The following is a 16,325-nucleotide window of genomic DNA, read 5'->3' as shown; positions in this document are numbered from 1 at the left end:
ATTTTTTGACATACAATTTAAATGCCGCAACAGCTTACAGGTTTTTTATTTCTCCACGGATGAATCCGGGGGCTTGTATCCTCGATGCTTTCGGTTACTTCAAAGCTGTGGAACATTCAATTTTGATTTTTGATGACCCGTTTCCCGATATCACCGAACCATGCGGGCGAGATGAGGGGGAAAACCGCATAACCGCTGCAATCGGTAGAGTAGATATTAACCCTATTGCTGCAATCCCTTACTGTGCAAATTCTCCTCGATGTGCTGCATTTCCTTCATATCCTCACCCGCAACTATCCCGTAAATTTCCGTGTAGATTTTCCCGTATTTAACCTTCTCTAAAGCTGACAGGATTATCAAGTCCTTGCGATCGAGTTCTGGTTTCAGCGTGACAAGAATCGACTCCAAAGTCCCATCCATTCGCCAATCACTGGAATATTTAGCCACCTCCTTTCCCCGCCCCAGTAAGGTATGGCGCTGTAAGCAAAGCGGAGTCGAGCCATTAACTCGGAAATTGGCATCAATAGCATACAACAGTCCCTCCGAGTCTTCCAGCACGTCGAAGCCAATAACGCCGAAATAACCCTGTTGATGAGCATATTTACCAATAGCGGCAATCATCTCAAAAAACCTACTCATGTCGGTTTCGCGGTAGTGAATCAGTCCCCCTAAATAGTTGCCCTCTGGAGTGACAAGTTGGCCGGTAGTGCCGATAAGCGTGATATTTCCCGTTTTGCTTACATAAAACTGCACGCAATAGTTCTGCACTTCATTCTTGACGAATTCCGAGACAATAATCGTATCCAGCAACTTAATATCGAGATATTTCCTCACTTCCTGCAAGCAGTAGTTCATATCGCTGGCGCTTTTGATAATATAAGTGCCTTCTCCAGAAAGTCCGTGAGATGTTTTAATCAAGTAGGGGAATTGCTCTGGTAACTGAATGCTTTCGAGATTGACTTCGTGCAGATTGTAGGTTTCGTATTTCGGACATTGCACGCCTAATTCTGCTAGCGTTGCTTTGCTGAGTAAGTGGTAGTGGATGTCGGGATGAACGGCGTGTTTTTCGGGTTTGAGATTGTCGAAGGGAAATAGAGTCAGGAGTTTGTCAAAGCGATCGCTCATGCTGATATCTTCGAGATAAGTTGAGCAGTCTATCATCTCCATACTGCTGTTGCTGAAGCCCAAATGCTCCCGCCAATAGTCAATCAGCGACTTCGGCGGCTCATTAATTACAATCCCTGGGATGGCATCACCTAACACTGCCAGATTTTTCCAAGGTTCCTTCTGACCAATCTTGTCGAAAGAAGTTTTGGTGGCTTCACTGCTGCCGTCTTGAATAAAGTATTTTTTCCTGTTGGGATAAGCAGCCCAACTGGCGGTGGCAGGGTAATTTAGGATGAACGCATAACGTGCATCTGTGATGTCTGGAGCAAACAAATCGGAAAGAGAGTTGCCTTGAAAGTAAGGAAAGTCGTATGTTGAGTTCATAGAAACATCCAAGTCGAGTTTGAATTGAACTGTTTTCCCTGCCACTAAGTAGCTCGACATAATTAAAAGTAGGGTGGGCAATGCCCGCCCTACAAATTGACAAAGTGTTTATCGATCAATACTTCGGACTGTTTTTGATTACCAACCGTAGAATAAGGGTTTCAAGCCTGGAAGGCAATGGAACTACCAACTGACATCATGTCCGGTCGAGCGACCGCGATTTTTGTAGGGGTGGGTTCACCAACAATATCTGCCCATAATTGACAATCTCAAAAACCCACCCCGACCGGGATATTAATTGATGTCAAGCTACTTAATAACTAGGAAACAAGATATTAGTTGCGGAATTTTAACTCTCTCCAACTAGAGAGAATGCAGCCTCAATAATTTCAACGATGGACGAGTTGTTTTTTCTTAGTGAACACAGCCACCTTGTCCATTTCTGAGGTTCTATAAGCACAAGCCATGTCCGTTGAATTATGCGCCCAGCCAACCCGCCCTTGAGGGTCTATGATGACGCACCCAGCTTCTCCTGCCACCTTAGATGCCAGAGTCTCAATGGCCATCTGCGCGGCTTCGTCTGGGTGCTTGCCGGACGCTAGAATGTCGATCGCCCTCTTAGCTAGAACTACTGGCATAATGGACTCGCCATCGCCTGTGGTCGAGCAACCGCCCTGTTCATTTTCAGCAAACAAGCCTGAGCCAATAATGGCGCTGTCGCCGACGCGACCGGCGGGCTTATTCATAGTGCCGCCTGTTGAGGTACCGGCAACTAAGGTGCCACTACTATCCAAAGCTACACAACCAACGGTATTGGGGCGGTCAAGAACTTCTTTTTCCTCCTCCCACTCTTCCTGTTGCTCATCCGCGATTAAGTCTTCTTTTGTACACATCTCGGCTCCACTTTCTGCAGCAAAATGTTCTGCATGATCCGCTACTAAGAACATGGGTTTTTTATCCATAATCTTTCGCGCCACTGAGATGGGATGGCGCACGCCTTGAACATTTGCGATCGCTCCCCAAGCTAATGAACGGCCTTCCATCATCGCTGCGTCTAGCTCTACCTCTCCCTGATTGTTGAGAACCGATCCAAAGCCTGCGTTAAATGTCTGATCAGCTTCCAGAACCCGGATAGCTGCCTCAACAGCTTCTGCTGCGGTACCCCCGCTTGCGAGCACTGCCCAACCAGCTTCTGCTGCTGCGGTACAGCCTGCATTGTTGGCTGCAACTTTCTCTTCTGTGATGGTTTTTGCTCCACCGTGGACAATAATGCTTATTACCATAAATCTCCTTTTTTACATTAATAACTACTTAAACATTTCTTAGATTAATAAATTTTTAAGTAGTTTTTTATCTCTCATAAATTTATAGATTAGCGGTGTTTGATTGAGGGTTCCTCTATCTTCAGATGTAATTAGTTCTGCCGATATTTGTGTTCCTACCGACCTAGGTATTTAATTATTTTTAATAAAAACTTGGCAAAATTATGTCAATAGTGTGAGTAAATTTGGCTTCGATTTAGTTAAGGAGTTTTAAATATTTAGGGAGTAAAGATGGGGTAAAACTTAAGGCGATGCGCTACACATTAACAGGCAAAATGGCTAAACCTGAAGAATGAGACTTTGCGGAGAGGGTGACAAGAGAGCTAGACCGATTGCTGTAAAAGGGATAGAGCATTTAGTCCTTGGCGAAAGTTCTGAGCTTTATGGGGCTTTAGGGCTATCAGTGCTAACATCTGATCTCGCCATAAAACTAGGGACTGACTCCAAGCACAACCAGATAATCCGAGGCCAAAAATACTGTGATGGGGAAAATTATTAGGGGTTTTTTCCGAGCGATCGAGCTAAGCTACGAAGTGGTTATATTGGAACTCCTTCCCGGCGATAGTCGCTAGCCACTAAGCAGAACTAATCTACAAAACTCCAGCTAAAAATCGGGTGAAGTTACCGAACTTTTCTTCCGAATAAGAGCCTCTATTTTACTATTTTATAATCATCAAGTTGTGCTAAATAGCGATTAAACAAGTTCATAGTTTTGCTTAAATATTGAAAATAAATCAGTTGATTTTAAATTTTAATTACTATTTGAATCAAAATTTTTAATTATAACTTTAATTGTAGTCAATAACAAATGCAGATATATGAATGGTTATATTTTTGAATAAATGAGATTATTTCGATTTAAATTATTGTTTTGTAAAAAGCTGGCTAGACTGGTCAGAAGTCGCGACAGAAACACTCTTTTCTTGATTCAAAGCTAGGTCTTAACCCTTAGTCTATCGATTTTAGATTTTAGATTTTAGATTTTAGATTTTAGATTTTAGATTGAAGCATGGACCCCACGGATAAATTCGGGGGCAAGTTTATCGGATAAGCTGTCGCGCATTTAAATTGTAGGTTCAGGGCGGGCGGGACGCTAGGGCCCCTACTCCCCACAATAGTTTGATTATTTTTTGACATACAATTTAAATGCCGCAACAGCTTACAGGTTTTTTATTTCTCCACGGATGAATCCGGGGGCTTGTATCCTGGATGCTTTCGGTCATGAGACAGTTTGCGAGCTTCCCGCTATGAAACTCTAGGTCTCCGGTTACTACGACAGGATAAGGATTTTCAAGTGTCAAAATCGGGATCGTTACCAGTTTTTTTCAGGGAAATAACTCCTCGACAATTTCGACATTCACTGCCAATATATTGGCAAAGCGTGACCACGAATTTCAAAGGTGGTATCAAGCCCCCGGATTTATCCGTGGAATCAATCCAAAATCGAAAATCGAAAATCCTCAAGAAAGAGCATTTATCTCGCGCAAGTCAATTCTTTAATCTAAAATCTAAAATCTAAAATCGATTGACTCCCAAAAATTATCGTGACTATCAGCAGATTTCGATCTCGCCATTGAGTTCTGTTGAGAGCAAATTCTACATATTTTTTAGTTTTTAAGGTTAATTATGAACTGTTTCTCCGTTGTGCTATATTAAATCTTTGGTCTCTAAATTCAGACTTTAAAGCCGCTTGGGTTATAGGAAACCACAGCCACTGCGTCGAAAGCTGGGGGAGATTAAGAAATAGCTGGAGACTTCGGACGCGACTATTGTATTGAATCGGTTGTGGAAAAATGTTAGCTCATCTCGATCATCGGAGTTGTCGATGGCTTTGAAGCATCTGAACTAAGAGTTATAAGATGGGTGGTTGACTCTCGCTCAAGTGGATGCTTAATAACTTTTGGTATAATGTCTTTAGCATTTTTTGTGGGGTCGTTCCAAAAGTCACCCGCTTTTTTATGACTTCTCCATTATCTCAAACAATTGCCCCCTCTGGGTTTTCCCTCGGTTCTCACCTCTCAGGCTTGGGATAGGAAATTATTTGTTTATGAATCAAATTAAACGTGTTGCCATAGTGGGAGGAACCCACGGAAACGAACTCACAGGAATTTACCTCGTGAAGAAATTCGATCGCGCGCCAGAGTTAATGGGGCGATCGACTTTTGAAACTATCACCCTGCTAGCCAATCCCAAAGCTTGCGAAATCGGGACACGCTACATCGATATCGACCTCAACCGCTGCTTTAGAAAGCAAGATTTAGAAAATCCCCATCTCTCCAGCTATGAAGCCCAGCGGGCGAAAGAAATCTACGGCATTTTTAGCTCAAAAAACACACATCATCCCAACGTAATTATCGATTTGCACAGCACCACATCCAACATGGGGCTAACATTTATTCTCGCCAGCCATCATCCATTTAACCTGCAACTAGCAGCTTATTTAACCTCTGTGTATCCCCGCATCAAGGTACTCACTTCTACAACCAAGAATCATGATAGTCCTGTGCTGCGATCGCTTTCGGAATTAGGCGGGACGCTGGAAGTTGGTGCAGTGCCACAAAGCGTATTAGATGCGTCTTTATTTCAGGAAACTGAGCAAGTTGTCGGTACGATATTAGACTGCGTAGAAGCCTACAATCAAGGCACAGTGCCTGCGGTCAAGAATCCCCTGACTATTTATCACACCATTGGGGCGATCGACTATCCCAGAAACGAGAACAGAGAAATTCAGGCAATGATTCATCCTCATCTGCAATCCAGAGATTATCAAGCCCTAAATCCCGGCGAACCGATGTTTTTGACCTTTGATGGTAAGTCGGTCTTGTATGAAGGTAAATCAACCGTATATCCCATTTTCATTAACGAGGCTGCTTACTACGAAAAAGGAATTGCCATGTGTTTTACCCAGAAGCAAATAGTCAGTTTTGAGTAGAAAATTTCAAATTATTCTTGATTTTTTTCCTGTGACAAAAACTCCTCTTTAGAAGCCCTAGTAAAAGAACGCAAGTCCTTCCATATTTCCAAAGTGATAATACAGGTAATTAGCCACACCAAACCAGCAGTATAACCAGCAATAACATCGGTAGGCCAATGAACTCCTAGGTAAAGCCGGCTCAAACCAATAGCAGCAATTAAGACAACTGTCAAACTGTAAATCGACCAGCGCTGCTTGGGAAATCGTACACCCAAAAAATATCCTAGCAAACCGTAAATAACCATTGAAATCATTGCATGACCGCTAGGAAAACTGTAAAATGTGACATTAACAACACGCTCCCAAAGTTGAGGTCGATCGCGGGCAAAAAGTTTTTTTAACAGTAAATTTAAACCGATGGCTCCACCAGCCGCGAGCGCAATAGTTGCAGCTTCCGAGCGGTGATTGCGCGCTAGCAAAACAATACCCAACGTCAGACAAATCACTAGCAGCAAATTCGGCTCTCCCAAAAAGGTAAAGCCCAGCATTATTTGATCGCGCAAGGGAGTGTGCAATTGCCTCAGAGCGAGTAAAATAGAGGTATCGAAAGCGTAACTTTCTTTTTCCAACACGTCTTCGGCAATGGTGGCAAATCCCCACATCGCCAAAGCCGCAACCGCAAGCCCGGTAAGCCGAATTATCGAAATGAGCGATCGAATTTTAGAACCCATTCTTGAACTAATTAAAATTTTAAAATTTCTAACTCAAAATAATACAACAAAGATAGGAAACGAAAACGCCTTACCCATCGTCTAGATTCTTGAGCAACTCTATTCTGAATGATTAATTGATTTTTCACTACCCACCTCAGCTTTTACATCCAATCGGCGAATGACTATACTCTCCACAAAATACATTTCTGCAATTTTGTTGACCTTGGGGTTGACAAGTCTTTCTAGCTGTGCTACTAACAGCGGAGTAAGTGCCCCGATCACCGAAGCCAACACGATCGCCCAGCGTCTCGTTTCTTCCGCAGTCGCCCAAAAGCCCAACAACCCGCAATTCGGTCAGCCGATCGACTGTACCCTCGGCAAAGACTGTTTTGTATTGCTGTATTTCGATCGAGAACCCGGCCCCACCGCCGTCGATTTTGGCTGCGGGCGCCAAACCTACGACGGCCACGACGGCACAGATTTTGCCATTCCCGATGCCAAAGCAATGGCAAAAGGAGTTCCAGTTATTGCCTCCGCAGCAGGCAAAGTTTTGCGAGCACGAGATGGTGTGGTCGATCGGCGTTTACAAAACGATACAGAAAAAGCCAATCTCGCAGGCACAGAATGCGGCAACGGCATGGTAATTGACCACGGCGGTGGTTGGGAAGCCCAATACTGCCACCTCCGCCAAGGCAGCGTTGCCGTCAAACCGGGTACGCAGGTAGAAAAAGGCACTGTTTTGGGCATGGTGGGAAACTCTGGGATGGCATCTTTCCCCCACGTACACGTAACTTATCGCTATCAAGGCAAAGCCGTAGATCCCTTTGTCGGACCCGACGCGAAGGTAGGCTGCAACATCGCCCGCAATCCAATTTGGGACAAGCCTCTAGACTATATTTCCACAGGTTTAATTAGGGCTGGTTTTGCCAATAAGCCGCCCGATATCAACGCTGTCTGGGAAGGACAATTTTCCGAAACTCAACTCCCTGTAAACAGTCCAGCTTTGTTGTTTTGGGTGCAAAGTTACGGAGTGCTCAAGGGCGATCGGGAACAATACAAATTATTTGCACCCAACGGCACAACCATCGCCGATCAGACCAATGAAATTAAAGCCCCCAGCCGTACTTGGTTGGGTTATGTCGGCAAAAGAAACAGTACAAATTCTCCTCTGATTCCGGGAGTTTGGCGGGCCGAATACCGGTTGATGCGAGGCGATCGAGTTTTGACAGAAGTCAAGCGAGAAGTTGAGTTGCGTTAGTCCGTTGACTGTTGACTGTTGACTGTTGTCACTAGGGAAAAGTAAAAAATATTAAAAATAGGACATTCTTCCGAAGATTATTTCAGCAGCCAGCCAAATAATTCTCCGACACTCAACCGCAGTTCGCTAGCGAAGGACGGCACAGGTAGCAGCATTTCGGGTTCATCAAATACTGCTGTCTGTTGCTGGGGAACATAAACAAAAACGCATTGTTCGTCGGGATCGATCAGCCAGCCCATTTGAGTTTGATGATTTAAGCAGTGCAGAATATTTTTAGTAACTTTAGTTTGACTTTGGTCAGGCGACAAAATCTCAATTGTCCAATCAGGAGCTATGGGAAAGACATTAGCAATTTCGCCGTTATCATCGGCGGGAATTCTGTTCCAGACAAATACTGAAACATCAGGCACTGTTGACCTTCCGCCAAAGGTACACCGGAGTTCAGGAAATGCTCGTGCAACTTTTTTTGGTTTTAATATAGTGTTAATGAAAATAATTAGTTCACATTGAGTCGCACTGTGTTTCCCTTGTGGCATTGGCTTCTGAATAATTTGATTATCAATGTATTCGCTGGCCGGTTTGGTTTCGGGTAGTTGGAGAAACTCTTCTAAAGTTAAGGATTTTAATCTTGTTTGTACCATTTTAAGTTCACCTCTAATGAAGTAGATCTTTTAGCAGCAGTCTAGTAATCAGGCAAATTGTTCCAAGCTTGAGCCACAATGTCGCTCAGCCATAGCCTCTGAGCAAAATCGAGCAGATTGTCGTCGGCTAGTACCTCAGCCTTCAATTCATCCAAAGACTGAGATCGCGATCGAGCTATTTGAATCACACCCGCGATCGCCGACGCCACCAATTCTTCATTCAGCGGCTGCTGCCGCAAAGCAATCATTTCTTGAGGATTCGTAGGAATGGGATAATTCATAGGAGTGCATACCGAAGGGAGTAGATGTTCAGCCGCTGTGGGGCTTCCGGCGAATCAGCTAAAAATCTGAGAACACTGTAAACTTATTTAAAACTAAATAAGTATTCGGGAGTATAGCCTACTTTGCTCCCTTGTCAACTCCCCCATCTTTATTAATTTATTCAGAATTGAGAGCCTAATCATGCAAGAAATTCTTTATCTAGAAGTTCCGACACCGGATACAGCAGCAGTCTGCACTTGGTTGCAGCACGAATTCGATCCCGGAATGGGAGAAAAAATTATTACTGCTGACGGCTTTCGCCTGCTTTCACCAGCCACAACAGCCGAGGTTCAGAAGTCTGGAACTCAAAATGCCAATCCAAAACCCGCCTTGGCTGACACCAATTCAGGAAACCAAAATTGGCGATCGACAGAACTTTCCACCTTTGTCTGGTCACTGCAACGCACCACTTATTTAAAAGTCTTTCGTCTAGAAGAGGCGCCTGCGGGAGAAAAAAAGTTCCTGGAAGCTCTGAATCTTGCTGTAAGAAACAAGTTTCCCGATCGCTACCGGGAACCCCCTGTCATAGACCTCTCCAAGCAGTCAATTTTTGAGGCTCTTGCCCCCTATTACCCCTTGACCGTCAAATACTTCCAAAAAATGCCTAATGGCGAATATGACCTCAAGCGCGTCTACTGGTGGGAACAGCGTTGGCGCGAAGGCACTCGCAATCCTCAAACGCCAAAACAAGTAGTGTTTTTGAAGGAAGAGGGTTCGGCAACGGATTCTGTAACGGATTTAACGGATGTAACCGATGTTAAGAAGAAGGTAAAAAGTACAGTTTCGGTGTCTGATTCTGGCGATACTTTTTACGACTTAATTTATATTGGCGGGGCCTTGGGAGTGATTCACGCCGCAGTCATGGCGAGATTGGGCTACCGGGTGCTGCTAGTTGAGCGAATGCCTTTCGGGCGGATGAATCGCGAGTGGAATATTTCGCGGGACGAAATTCAAAGCTTAATTGATTTGGGTTTATTTACTGCTGCAGAAATCGAAACTTTGATTGCCAGAGAATACAAAGATGGCTACAACAAGTTTTTTGATGCTAACAATCCGTTCGTGGCTAAAGCGCCTGTTCTGCACACACCAAAGGTACTCAATGTAGCTTTGGACGGAGAGAAATTGCTGAATTTAGCGGGAGTTAAGCTAACAGAAGCTGGTGGAGAAATCTGGGACGAAACTGAGTTTATCAGAGCAGATGTTGAAGCAGAAAAAGTAGTAGTTCAGGGCCGCCACTTGCCGACAAAAGCCGATCGCACTGCATTAGGACGGCTGCTGGTGGATGCAATGGGGTCGGCTTCTCCCATCGCTTGGCAATTGAACGAAGGGCGGACTTTTGACAGCGTTTGTCCGACAGTGGGAGCAGTCATCGACGGAGGATTTGAGCCGGGAATATGGGATTCCGATTACGGGGATGTACTCCACACTCACGGGGACATTTCCCGCGGACGCCAGCTCATTTGGGAGTTGTTTCCCGGCGCCGGCACAGAACTGACAGTTTATCTATTTCACTACCACCAAGTACATCCAGAGAACCCCGGTTCTTTGCTGGAAATGTACGAGGATTTTTTCGCAATTTTACCGGAATACCGTCGCTGCGATGTCGATAAATTGGTGTGGAAAAAACCGACCTTTGGTTATATTCCGGGGCATTTTAGCAGCAACAGCAGCGATCGCTCCGTGGCGATCGATCGCCTAGTCTCGATCGGCGACGCAGCATCCTTGCAATCTCCCCTCGTTTTCACAGGCTTCGGCTCTCTTGTCCGCAATCTTTTCCGCTTAACAGACCTGTTGGATACAGCATTAAAGCACAATTTGTTGACGGCAAATCACTTAAACCAAATTCGCGCCTACCAGAGCAATATTTCAGTAACTTGGCTATTTTCTAAAGGCATGATGGTTCCTACCGGCAGCAGTTTGCCACCCCAAAGAATTAATTCAATGCTCAATACCTTTTTCGGTATTTTGGCAGCACAAAAACTCGCCGTCGCCGAAACTTTTATTAAAGATAGAACCGACTGGCTAACTTTCAATCGACTGGCGATCGAAGCAGCCGGAAAAAACCCTTCTCTCCTTTTGTGGATTTTAGATTTTGTCACCTTGGGGGATATTTGGCGCTGGCTGGGAAGTTACTTGAATTTTACTCTGCTGGCTTTGGCCAGTTTGCTATTCGGATGGCTTCCCAGCTTCGCCCGCAGGGTAAAGCCTTGGTTGGAGCCCCGGTATCCGGCTGTTTGGCTGTGGCTGTTGGCTACCAGCTATGCTCTCACCTACGGCATGGGAAAGGGGAGAAAAGAGTGTTGAGTTTTGAGTTTTAACTCAAAACTAGCAACTTCAATTCGCTATCGAAAACTCGGCAATTCAATTTCAGCTAGCGATCGGCGTTTTTTAGAAGCCCGCAGCGGACTGGCAATCAAGCTCAGCCAGTCTGGTTGGGCGACTGCTGTAGGTTTTGCCACACTCGATCGCACTTCTTGAATGCCAAAGGTTTCAACAGAGTTCAAAATTTGAAAAGCCCTAGCCAATTCTTGAGCCTCCTCTTTGGTAGCAGTTTCCGGTTCAGACTCAGCCATCGGCAGTTCAGGTTCCGCAACCAGTTCGGCCAACTCAGGTGCCGGCTCATCAGGTTGGTAGGTTTCGCTCTTGTGCAATTGAATGCCGGATACTTCGGCTAATTTGTTGAGTTCTAGAGGGGCTGGGGATTCAGGCTCGATCGCCTCAACAGCAGTGGCTACCTCTGGATGCTCTTCTGGTTCCGACCAAGGTTGGACAGGGGAAGCGTTGAAGGCTGGCGGCACCGGCATCTGAGAGCTTTTGACCGCCGCGAGCAAAGATTCTAATTGTGCGCTGGCGGTGTCGAGATTATTGTCAGGCGGCTCCATCCTTGGCGACTTTACCTGCGGCCTGTCCAAACTTCTTTCCAAGGCAGCTTTGAATTGCAGAGTGTGGCGCTGCTGGCGCTGCAAGCGGGCTCGCAATTCCCTGCAAATATTTTCTGTGGCTACTAACTGGTGTAACTGTTCGTTGTAGCGCTGCACAGTAGACGCACATTCTCGCTCAACAGTCGCTAGCCTGACTTGGCTGGTTGCCAACTGATTTCTTAAACTTTCGACTAAAATTTCTTGACTTTGGAGGGTTTGATGGGAAACTTCCACTTTGCCAAACAGCCGCGTCAATTGTTCTTGAGCATTTTCGAGTTCTGCAGTCCGCTGTTCTAGCAAAGTTTCGCGATTCTGCAAGGTTTTTTGGGACTCTTCGAGAGCTGTTTCTAGCTGGGCGATGCGCTGTAAAAGGTCGCGGTTGCATTCGTGCAGCGCTTGCATAAGGGTGACTGGGGTCGATCCTTTGCCCTTGGCCTGTTCGGCATTCCCAAGCATATTTTTTAGATTGTCTGAAATCGGGGGCGAGCCCGCCTCAGTCGGCTGTGTCGGAGATTGCGAATTTTTTGTTTCCGGTTTTGTGGGAATTGCATCTACGCTGATGGCGTTGGGAAAATCTACTGTTTGCCAGTCTTCTTCTGGCTGTTGGGGAACGGTTGCGGGAGTGTCTGTCTCATCGGGGGCGATCGGCTCAAAACCCCCAGTAGCAGCAAAATCTGAATGCAATGGTTCGGTATCGGATGGAACAGCAGGGTGCGGTTGGTGCTGATGGGCTCGAAGATCAGCTTCTGACATGGCTTTTTATCCCAATACTCACAGGGTCTCAGATACAGTCTATCCTTAGAGATTCTACAGAAGGAAGCCCCTAAGTGATAGTTTTGGCATTTTTCCGGTTTTTTCGGACAATAACCTCTGAATCGAGTGGCGCGATCGAACTACAACCAGAACTCACATTCAGGCGTAAGATGCGCCTGTAAGTTTTTCGCCCAGAGTCCTATCAAAATAATTTTTCCCGATCTCTAACGCACTGTTTCGGCATCCGGGCGATCCCTAAGCTTTAACAACTGCACAATGTTTGTCAATAATTGCTGGAACTTCTGCCGGTGCAATGCGGCTGTAGCGAGTTTTGTCCGGCATCACCACTATATTTGGGCCGGCTTTACACTGTTTGAGACATCCGGTTCCCTGTACTGTCACTTTGTCTTCTAAACCGCGCGCATTCAAAGCATTTTCTAAAGCTTTACAGACTCCTCCAGCGCCCCGCTTCTGGCAGTCTGATTTTTGACATACTAATATTTTGGTTTGGGTTTTTGCCGGAGCTTTTACAGTTTGAGCTGCTGTGGGAGAGGTTACTTGGGTTTTGCCGATCGCGCGATCGTCCGATGTCAATAACCCAATAGGTACATTGGTGGAGTCAAGGTGTTCGTGCGATCGATCATTTTGACCTTGAGCCAGCTTGAGGCTGCGAGCTTTAAGTTTTATTTTACCGTTTTTCAAATTGAGTTCTTTCTCACCTACAACTTGAACTCTCAACCCCGGTGTCAAAATAGGCGACAGAAATGACCGCAATTCCTTGCAAAGTTTAACAAGATATTCTACTCCGCGATCGCTACTAATTCGCAAATATTTAAGTTTACAGCCATCTTCAATAATCAGGCCGAGGATTTCTCCCTCTAAACTGAATTCAGAAACTTGCTTGCCAGACTTATACATTGTTATAACTCCTTTAAATCCGTTACATCCGTTACATCTTCTACATTGCTCGTTGCCGAACTTCCTTCTACCTTTAGCCCCTTTGCCAGCAGTATTCCAGCCACTGCACCAGTTCGTACCGAGGGGCACTGACTTGCCTCAACACGCTCATTAACTGAGCCGCTTGTTTAACAGTGTTGACTTTTGCCCGCAAAGGTTGGTCAACCGCACACCAGCAGGGAATTTCTAGTTCTTGCAAGCGTTTGTAAACTTGCCACCTATCTAGCCAACTAACTTGCACAATGTCACAAACTTCTAATTCTGGATCTGCTGGATTCATTTTTTAACAACAGTAATAATTTGCATTAATTTTTACCCTGACTGGTAGCGGGTAGAAGTTAAAAGCCAGATTTCAGCAGAACATCAAGGATTATCAAAAGCCCTTCCTGAAAAATTCTGCCTTTTGCCTTCTGCCTTCTGCCTTCAGAAGGTTCGCCCCCTTTTCAGGAAGCGTTCAGAACGAGGATCTTGTTCAAGCATAACCCAACTGCTAATAATTCTCAATAGGTTTACAAAAAAAAATTCCTACTCTATAAAATCTTCTACTATTGAGGCAGACTCTGCTTGACTGGTAAATTTACGGTGCTAGACTGACTCTATTGGCAACAAAACTGCCTATTGAGAGGAGAACACACATGACTGAGACTCAGAGTGCATTAAGACCGTTTGGCCACATAGCCGAAAACCCAGTTCTACTGGAACATTCAGTCACAGCACCGATTTGTGAAGGAATGAACGCGCTGCTGGCCAGTTTTCAGGCTCTATACCTGCAATATCAAAAACATCATTTTGTGGTGGAAGGGGCAGAATTCTACTCCTTGCACAAATTCTTTGAAGAAAGCTACGGAGAAGCTCAAGATAGCGTCCACGAGTTGGGCGAACGGTTAAACGGGTTGGGCGGCATACCAGCAGCTAGCTTTAGCAAGCTAGCTGAGTTGTGCTGTTTTGAGCCGGAAGCCGACGGCGTATATTCCTGCCGCCAAATGCTAGAACACGATTTAATTGCGGAGCAAGCTATCCTCGGTTTGCTGCGCCGTCAAGCAGGGCAAGCAGAAAGTTTGGGCGATCGAGCTACGCGCTACCTCTACGAAAAAATCCTGCTAAAAACAGAAGAGCGGGCTTATCACATTTCCCACTTCCTCGCCCCCGATACCTTAGTGCAGTTGAACTTGAACTAACAATTCTTCTTCTCCCTCTTCCTTAGCACACGTGGCACCGGCGTCTCGCCTGTGAATTTTGACAGTTCATTATCTTAGATCGAAAAAAAAGCGAGCAGTTTTGTGACTGCCCGCTTTTTTATACAAAGTGCGTTTATCCGCAGGGAATTAAGGCGCTAAAGCATTCCCGCGCAACAGACTACCAATGGTTTTCGCGGTAATCTTCATCTGCACGAAAGGATTAGCGGGTACCACTGTTTTATACAAGTAACTATCGAATGTGAGTTTCTGCACATCGCGATCGGCACACATTTCCACAAAAGCTTCGCGGGTAGCGTCGGAACGGTAGAACACGCGCTGCAAAATGTCAAGAACTTTGTAAGTAATGCCGTAGGCTTTATCCCACCGCTTCAGGTAAATCTTAATTTCCTCTTCAGTCGGAATGCGCGCGCCTTTATTGGAAATCTCCACAATAGTTTCGGCGCACATCCGGCCAGACTTGGCGGCAAAATAGATACCTTCGCCAGAAGACTTGGTAACGTAACCTGCAGCATCGCCTACGAGAGCAACTCGGCCGACAACCCGGCGGGGACGCGGATGTTCCGGGATGGGGTGAGCTTCCACTTTAATAATCTCACCGCCCATCAGTTTTTTGGCAGCGCGGGCGCGGATGCCTGCTTGCAGCTTTTTGATACTGGCTTGATTGACTTTCATCGTGCCGGTGCCGACGGCTACGTGGTCGTATTTGGGGAACACCCAAGCGTAGAAGTCGGTAGATACGTCATCGCCGACGTACATTTCGGCTAAGTCGTGGTAGTAAGCCATTTTATCTTCCGGCAGGCGGATGCGCTCTTGGAAGGCGATCGCATAATTGTAGTCGCCAGCGTCGATCGCCTTTGCTACGCGAGAGTTAGCGCCGTCAGCCCCGATTACCAAATCCACCTTCAGAGTTTTCTGAATTCCCATTGCGCTGCCGTCGGAGTGGTCGGCATAGTGGAGAGTATAGGGGTCTGTATTATTGCCGGGAATTTCTAATTTGTGAACGGTGCCGTTAATTAGTTTTGCACCCAAGGAAGCGGCCCGATCGCGCATGAAGCCATCGAGAACTTCGCGGCGGCACATACCGATGTATTCGTGGGCGTTTTCAATATTGATGTCCACCTCGACGTTGGAGGGGGAGATCATTTTCATTTTTCTGACTTGGCGGTCAATAATACTTTGCGGCAAGTCAAATTCGCTGACCATGCACAGGGGAATCGCCCCACCGCAGGGTTTGGCGTTGTCTAATTTACGCTCGAATAGGTATGTTTCGATGCCTGCTTTTACCAGTGTTTCGGCGGCGGAAGAACCCGCAGGGCCTGAACCTACTACTGCAACCCTTAGTGTCAAAGCTTTTCTCTCCAGTTTTTTTCTATAGGCATTACTCAGGTGTGATGGTATCACGGAGTTTGGATGCGGTGGGGTGAAGCAGGGGAGATTTCAATGAAATGAAACAGAGCTTAACAGTTCGATACGAAAATCGGGTTTCGGGCAGTAGGTGCGATCGAATATCTTAAATCTTTCAGTGTAGATGAAGGTGGATGGACGGTGATGTGCAGTGGTGTGCGCTGGTGTGCGATCGAACATTTTGCACCCTCCGTCAAACCACTGTAGGGGCGGGTTCGCCAACCATCAGTGCCTAAAACTAATAATCTCGTAAACCCGCCCCGACCTCGCCGATCGCGGTTAATCAACCGGACTTGATATGATGTTCGATCGGGATACTCGGTGAGAACTGAGATGTTGCACCAATGTCAATTGGGGGTTTTTAGTGGGGTGGGGCGGGTTTATTTTAATTGTTGGTGAGAGTTAGAGATGGTTGGTGAACCCGCCCCTAC

At 46.0% G+C, this 16,325-nt stretch carries 13 protein-coding genes and 2 pseudogenes; 4 read left to right on the top strand and 11 right to left on the bottom strand.

The window, feature by feature from the left end; genetic code table 11:
- Positions 1-222: 222 nt before the first annotated feature.
- The 4 genes and pseudogenes from QUB51_RS17320 to QUB51_RS17310 all read right to left on the bottom strand — a co-directional run.
- Positions 223-1,491, bottom strand: coding sequence for a carbamoylphosphate synthase large subunit (locus tag QUB51_RS17320; RefSeq protein ID WP_333054826.1), 1,269 nt, complete (start codon positions 1,489-1,491; stop codon positions 223-225).
- A 389-nt stretch (positions 1,492-1,880) separates the two neighbouring features.
- Positions 1,881-2,774, bottom strand: coding sequence for an isoaspartyl peptidase/L-asparaginase family protein (locus tag QUB51_RS17315; protein WP_333262473.1), 894 nt, complete (start codon positions 2,772-2,774; stop codon positions 1,881-1,883).
- A 362-nt stretch (positions 2,775-3,136) separates the two neighbouring features.
- A pseudogene (locus QUB51_RS30435) lies at positions 3,137-3,388 on the bottom strand (IS4 family transposase); the annotation flags it as partial.
- Between the two features lie 944 nt (positions 3,389-4,332).
- Positions 4,333-4,734, bottom strand: a pseudogene (locus QUB51_RS17310) (IS4 family transposase); the annotation flags it as partial.
- 126 nt (positions 4,735-4,860) lie between these two features.
- On the opposite strand from QUB51_RS17310, the gene QUB51_RS17305 reads away from it, so the two are divergent.
- A complete protein-coding gene (locus tag QUB51_RS17305) occupies positions 4,861-5,745 on the top strand; it encodes an aspartoacylase (protein ID WP_333057695.1) in 885 nt (294 codons plus the stop codon).
- Between the two features lie 11 nt (positions 5,746-5,756).
- On the opposite strand, the gene QUB51_RS17300 is transcribed toward QUB51_RS17305, so the two are convergent.
- Positions 5,757-6,458 carry a phosphatase PAP2 family protein gene (locus QUB51_RS17300; RefSeq protein ID WP_333262469.1) on the bottom strand — a complete coding sequence of 234 codons (702 nt, stop codon included), beginning with the start codon at positions 6,456-6,458 and terminating at the stop codon, positions 5,757-5,759.
- A 160-nt stretch (positions 6,459-6,618) separates the two neighbouring features.
- On the opposite strand from QUB51_RS17300, the gene QUB51_RS17295 reads away from it, so the two are divergent.
- Positions 6,619-7,698 carry a M23 family metallopeptidase gene (locus QUB51_RS17295; protein WP_333234031.1) on the top strand — a complete coding sequence of 360 codons (1,080 nt, stop codon included), beginning with the start codon at positions 6,619-6,621 and terminating at the stop codon, positions 7,696-7,698.
- A 77-nt stretch (positions 7,699-7,775) separates the two neighbouring features.
- Here the strand turns inward: QUB51_RS17295 and QUB51_RS17290 are convergent, their stop codons facing one another.
- Complete coding sequence (locus tag QUB51_RS17290) at positions 7,776-8,339, bottom strand: Uma2 family endonuclease (RefSeq protein ID WP_333057701.1); 564 nt, start codon at positions 8,337-8,339, stop codon at positions 7,776-7,778.
- Between the two features lie 41 nt (positions 8,340-8,380).
- Complete coding sequence (locus QUB51_RS17285; protein ID WP_333057703.1) at positions 8,381-8,620, bottom strand: hypothetical protein; 240 nt, start codon at positions 8,618-8,620, stop codon at positions 8,381-8,383.
- A gap of 181 nt (positions 8,621-8,801) precedes the next feature.
- On the opposite strand from QUB51_RS17285, the gene QUB51_RS17280 reads away from it, so the two are divergent.
- Positions 8,802-10,964 (top strand): flavin-dependent dehydrogenase, encoded by a 2,163-nt coding sequence (locus QUB51_RS17280; RefSeq protein ID WP_333208274.1) that lies wholly within the window; start codon positions 8,802-8,804, stop codon positions 10,962-10,964.
- Between the two features lie 38 nt (positions 10,965-11,002).
- Here the strand turns inward: QUB51_RS17280 and QUB51_RS17275 are convergent, their stop codons facing one another.
- From QUB51_RS17275 to QUB51_RS17265, 3 genes are all read right to left on the bottom strand, one after another.
- A complete protein-coding gene (locus tag QUB51_RS17275) occupies positions 11,003-12,334 on the bottom strand; it encodes a hypothetical protein (RefSeq protein WP_333262466.1) in 1,332 nt (443 codons plus the stop codon).
- 255 nt (positions 12,335-12,589) lie between these two features.
- The gene (locus QUB51_RS17270; RefSeq protein WP_333057708.1) at positions 12,590-13,252 is read right to left on the bottom strand and encodes a (2Fe-2S) ferredoxin domain-containing protein; all 663 of its coding nucleotides are present in this window, start codon (positions 13,250-13,252) and stop codon (positions 12,590-12,592) included.
- 73 nt (positions 13,253-13,325) lie between these two features.
- Complete coding sequence (locus tag QUB51_RS17265) at positions 13,326-13,571, bottom strand: Asr1405/Asl0597 family protein (RefSeq protein WP_333057709.1); 246 nt, start codon at positions 13,569-13,571, stop codon at positions 13,326-13,328.
- A 355-nt stretch (positions 13,572-13,926) separates the two neighbouring features.
- Here QUB51_RS17265 and QUB51_RS17260 point away from each other — a divergent pair, with 355 nt between their 5' ends.
- Positions 13,927-14,469, top strand: coding sequence for a Dps family protein (locus QUB51_RS17260; RefSeq protein ID WP_333208277.1), 543 nt, complete (start codon positions 13,927-13,929; stop codon positions 14,467-14,469).
- A gap of 147 nt (positions 14,470-14,616) precedes the next feature.
- On the opposite strand, the gene chlP is transcribed toward QUB51_RS17260, so the two are convergent.
- Complete coding sequence (chlP, locus tag QUB51_RS17255; RefSeq protein WP_333057710.1) at positions 14,617-15,837, bottom strand: geranylgeranyl reductase; 1,221 nt, start codon at positions 15,835-15,837, stop codon at positions 14,617-14,619.
- Between the last annotated feature and the right edge of the window lie 488 nt (positions 15,838-16,325).

It is taken from the genome of Microcoleus sp. AT8-A3 (assembly GCF_036705675.1).
Lineage (GTDB): Bacteria > Cyanobacteriota > Cyanobacteriia > Cyanobacteriales > Microcoleaceae > Microcoleus.
Note: the sequence above shows the minus strand (reverse complement) of the source record. Positions and strands in the feature narration are given on the sequence as shown.

Excerpts from the sequence above, each read along its gene's own strand:
- QUB51_RS17265 (WP_333057709.1), bottom strand. The coding sequence starts at position 13,571 with ATGAATCCAGCAGATCCAGAATTAGAAGTTTGTGACATTGTGCAAGTT.
- QUB51_RS17280 (WP_333208274.1), top strand. The coding sequence starts at position 8,802 with ATGCAAGAAATTCTTTATCTAGAAGTTCCGACACCGGATACAGCAGCA.
- QUB51_RS17270 (WP_333057708.1), bottom strand. The coding sequence starts at position 13,252 with ATGTATAAGTCTGGCAAGCAAGTTTCTGAATTCAGTTTAGAGGGAGAA.
- QUB51_RS17300 (WP_333262469.1), bottom strand. The coding sequence starts at position 6,458 with ATGGGTTCTAAAATTCGATCGCTCATTTCGATAATTCGGCTTACCGGG.
- QUB51_RS17295 (WP_333234031.1), top strand. The coding sequence starts at position 6,619 with ATGACTATACTCTCCACAAAATACATTTCTGCAATTTTGTTGACCTTG.
- QUB51_RS17285 (WP_333057703.1), bottom strand. The coding sequence starts at position 8,620 with ATGAATTATCCCATTCCTACGAATCCTCAAGAAATGATTGCTTTGCGG.
- QUB51_RS17275 (WP_333262466.1), bottom strand. The coding sequence starts at position 12,334 with ATGTCAGAAGCTGATCTTCGAGCCCATCAGCACCAACCGCACCCTGCT.
- QUB51_RS17305 (WP_333057695.1), top strand. The coding sequence starts at position 4,861 with ATGAATCAAATTAAACGTGTTGCCATAGTGGGAGGAACCCACGGAAAC.
- QUB51_RS17320 (WP_333054826.1), bottom strand. The coding sequence starts at position 1,491 with ATGAACTCAACATACGACTTTCCTTACTTTCAAGGCAACTCTCTTTCC.
- QUB51_RS17260 (WP_333208277.1), top strand. The coding sequence starts at position 13,927 with ATGACTGAGACTCAGAGTGCATTAAGACCGTTTGGCCACATAGCCGAA.
- QUB51_RS17290 (WP_333057701.1), bottom strand. The coding sequence starts at position 8,339 with ATGGTACAAACAAGATTAAAATCCTTAACTTTAGAAGAGTTTCTCCAA.
- QUB51_RS17315 (WP_333262473.1), bottom strand. The coding sequence starts at position 2,774 with ATGGTAATAAGCATTATTGTCCACGGTGGAGCAAAAACCATCACAGAA.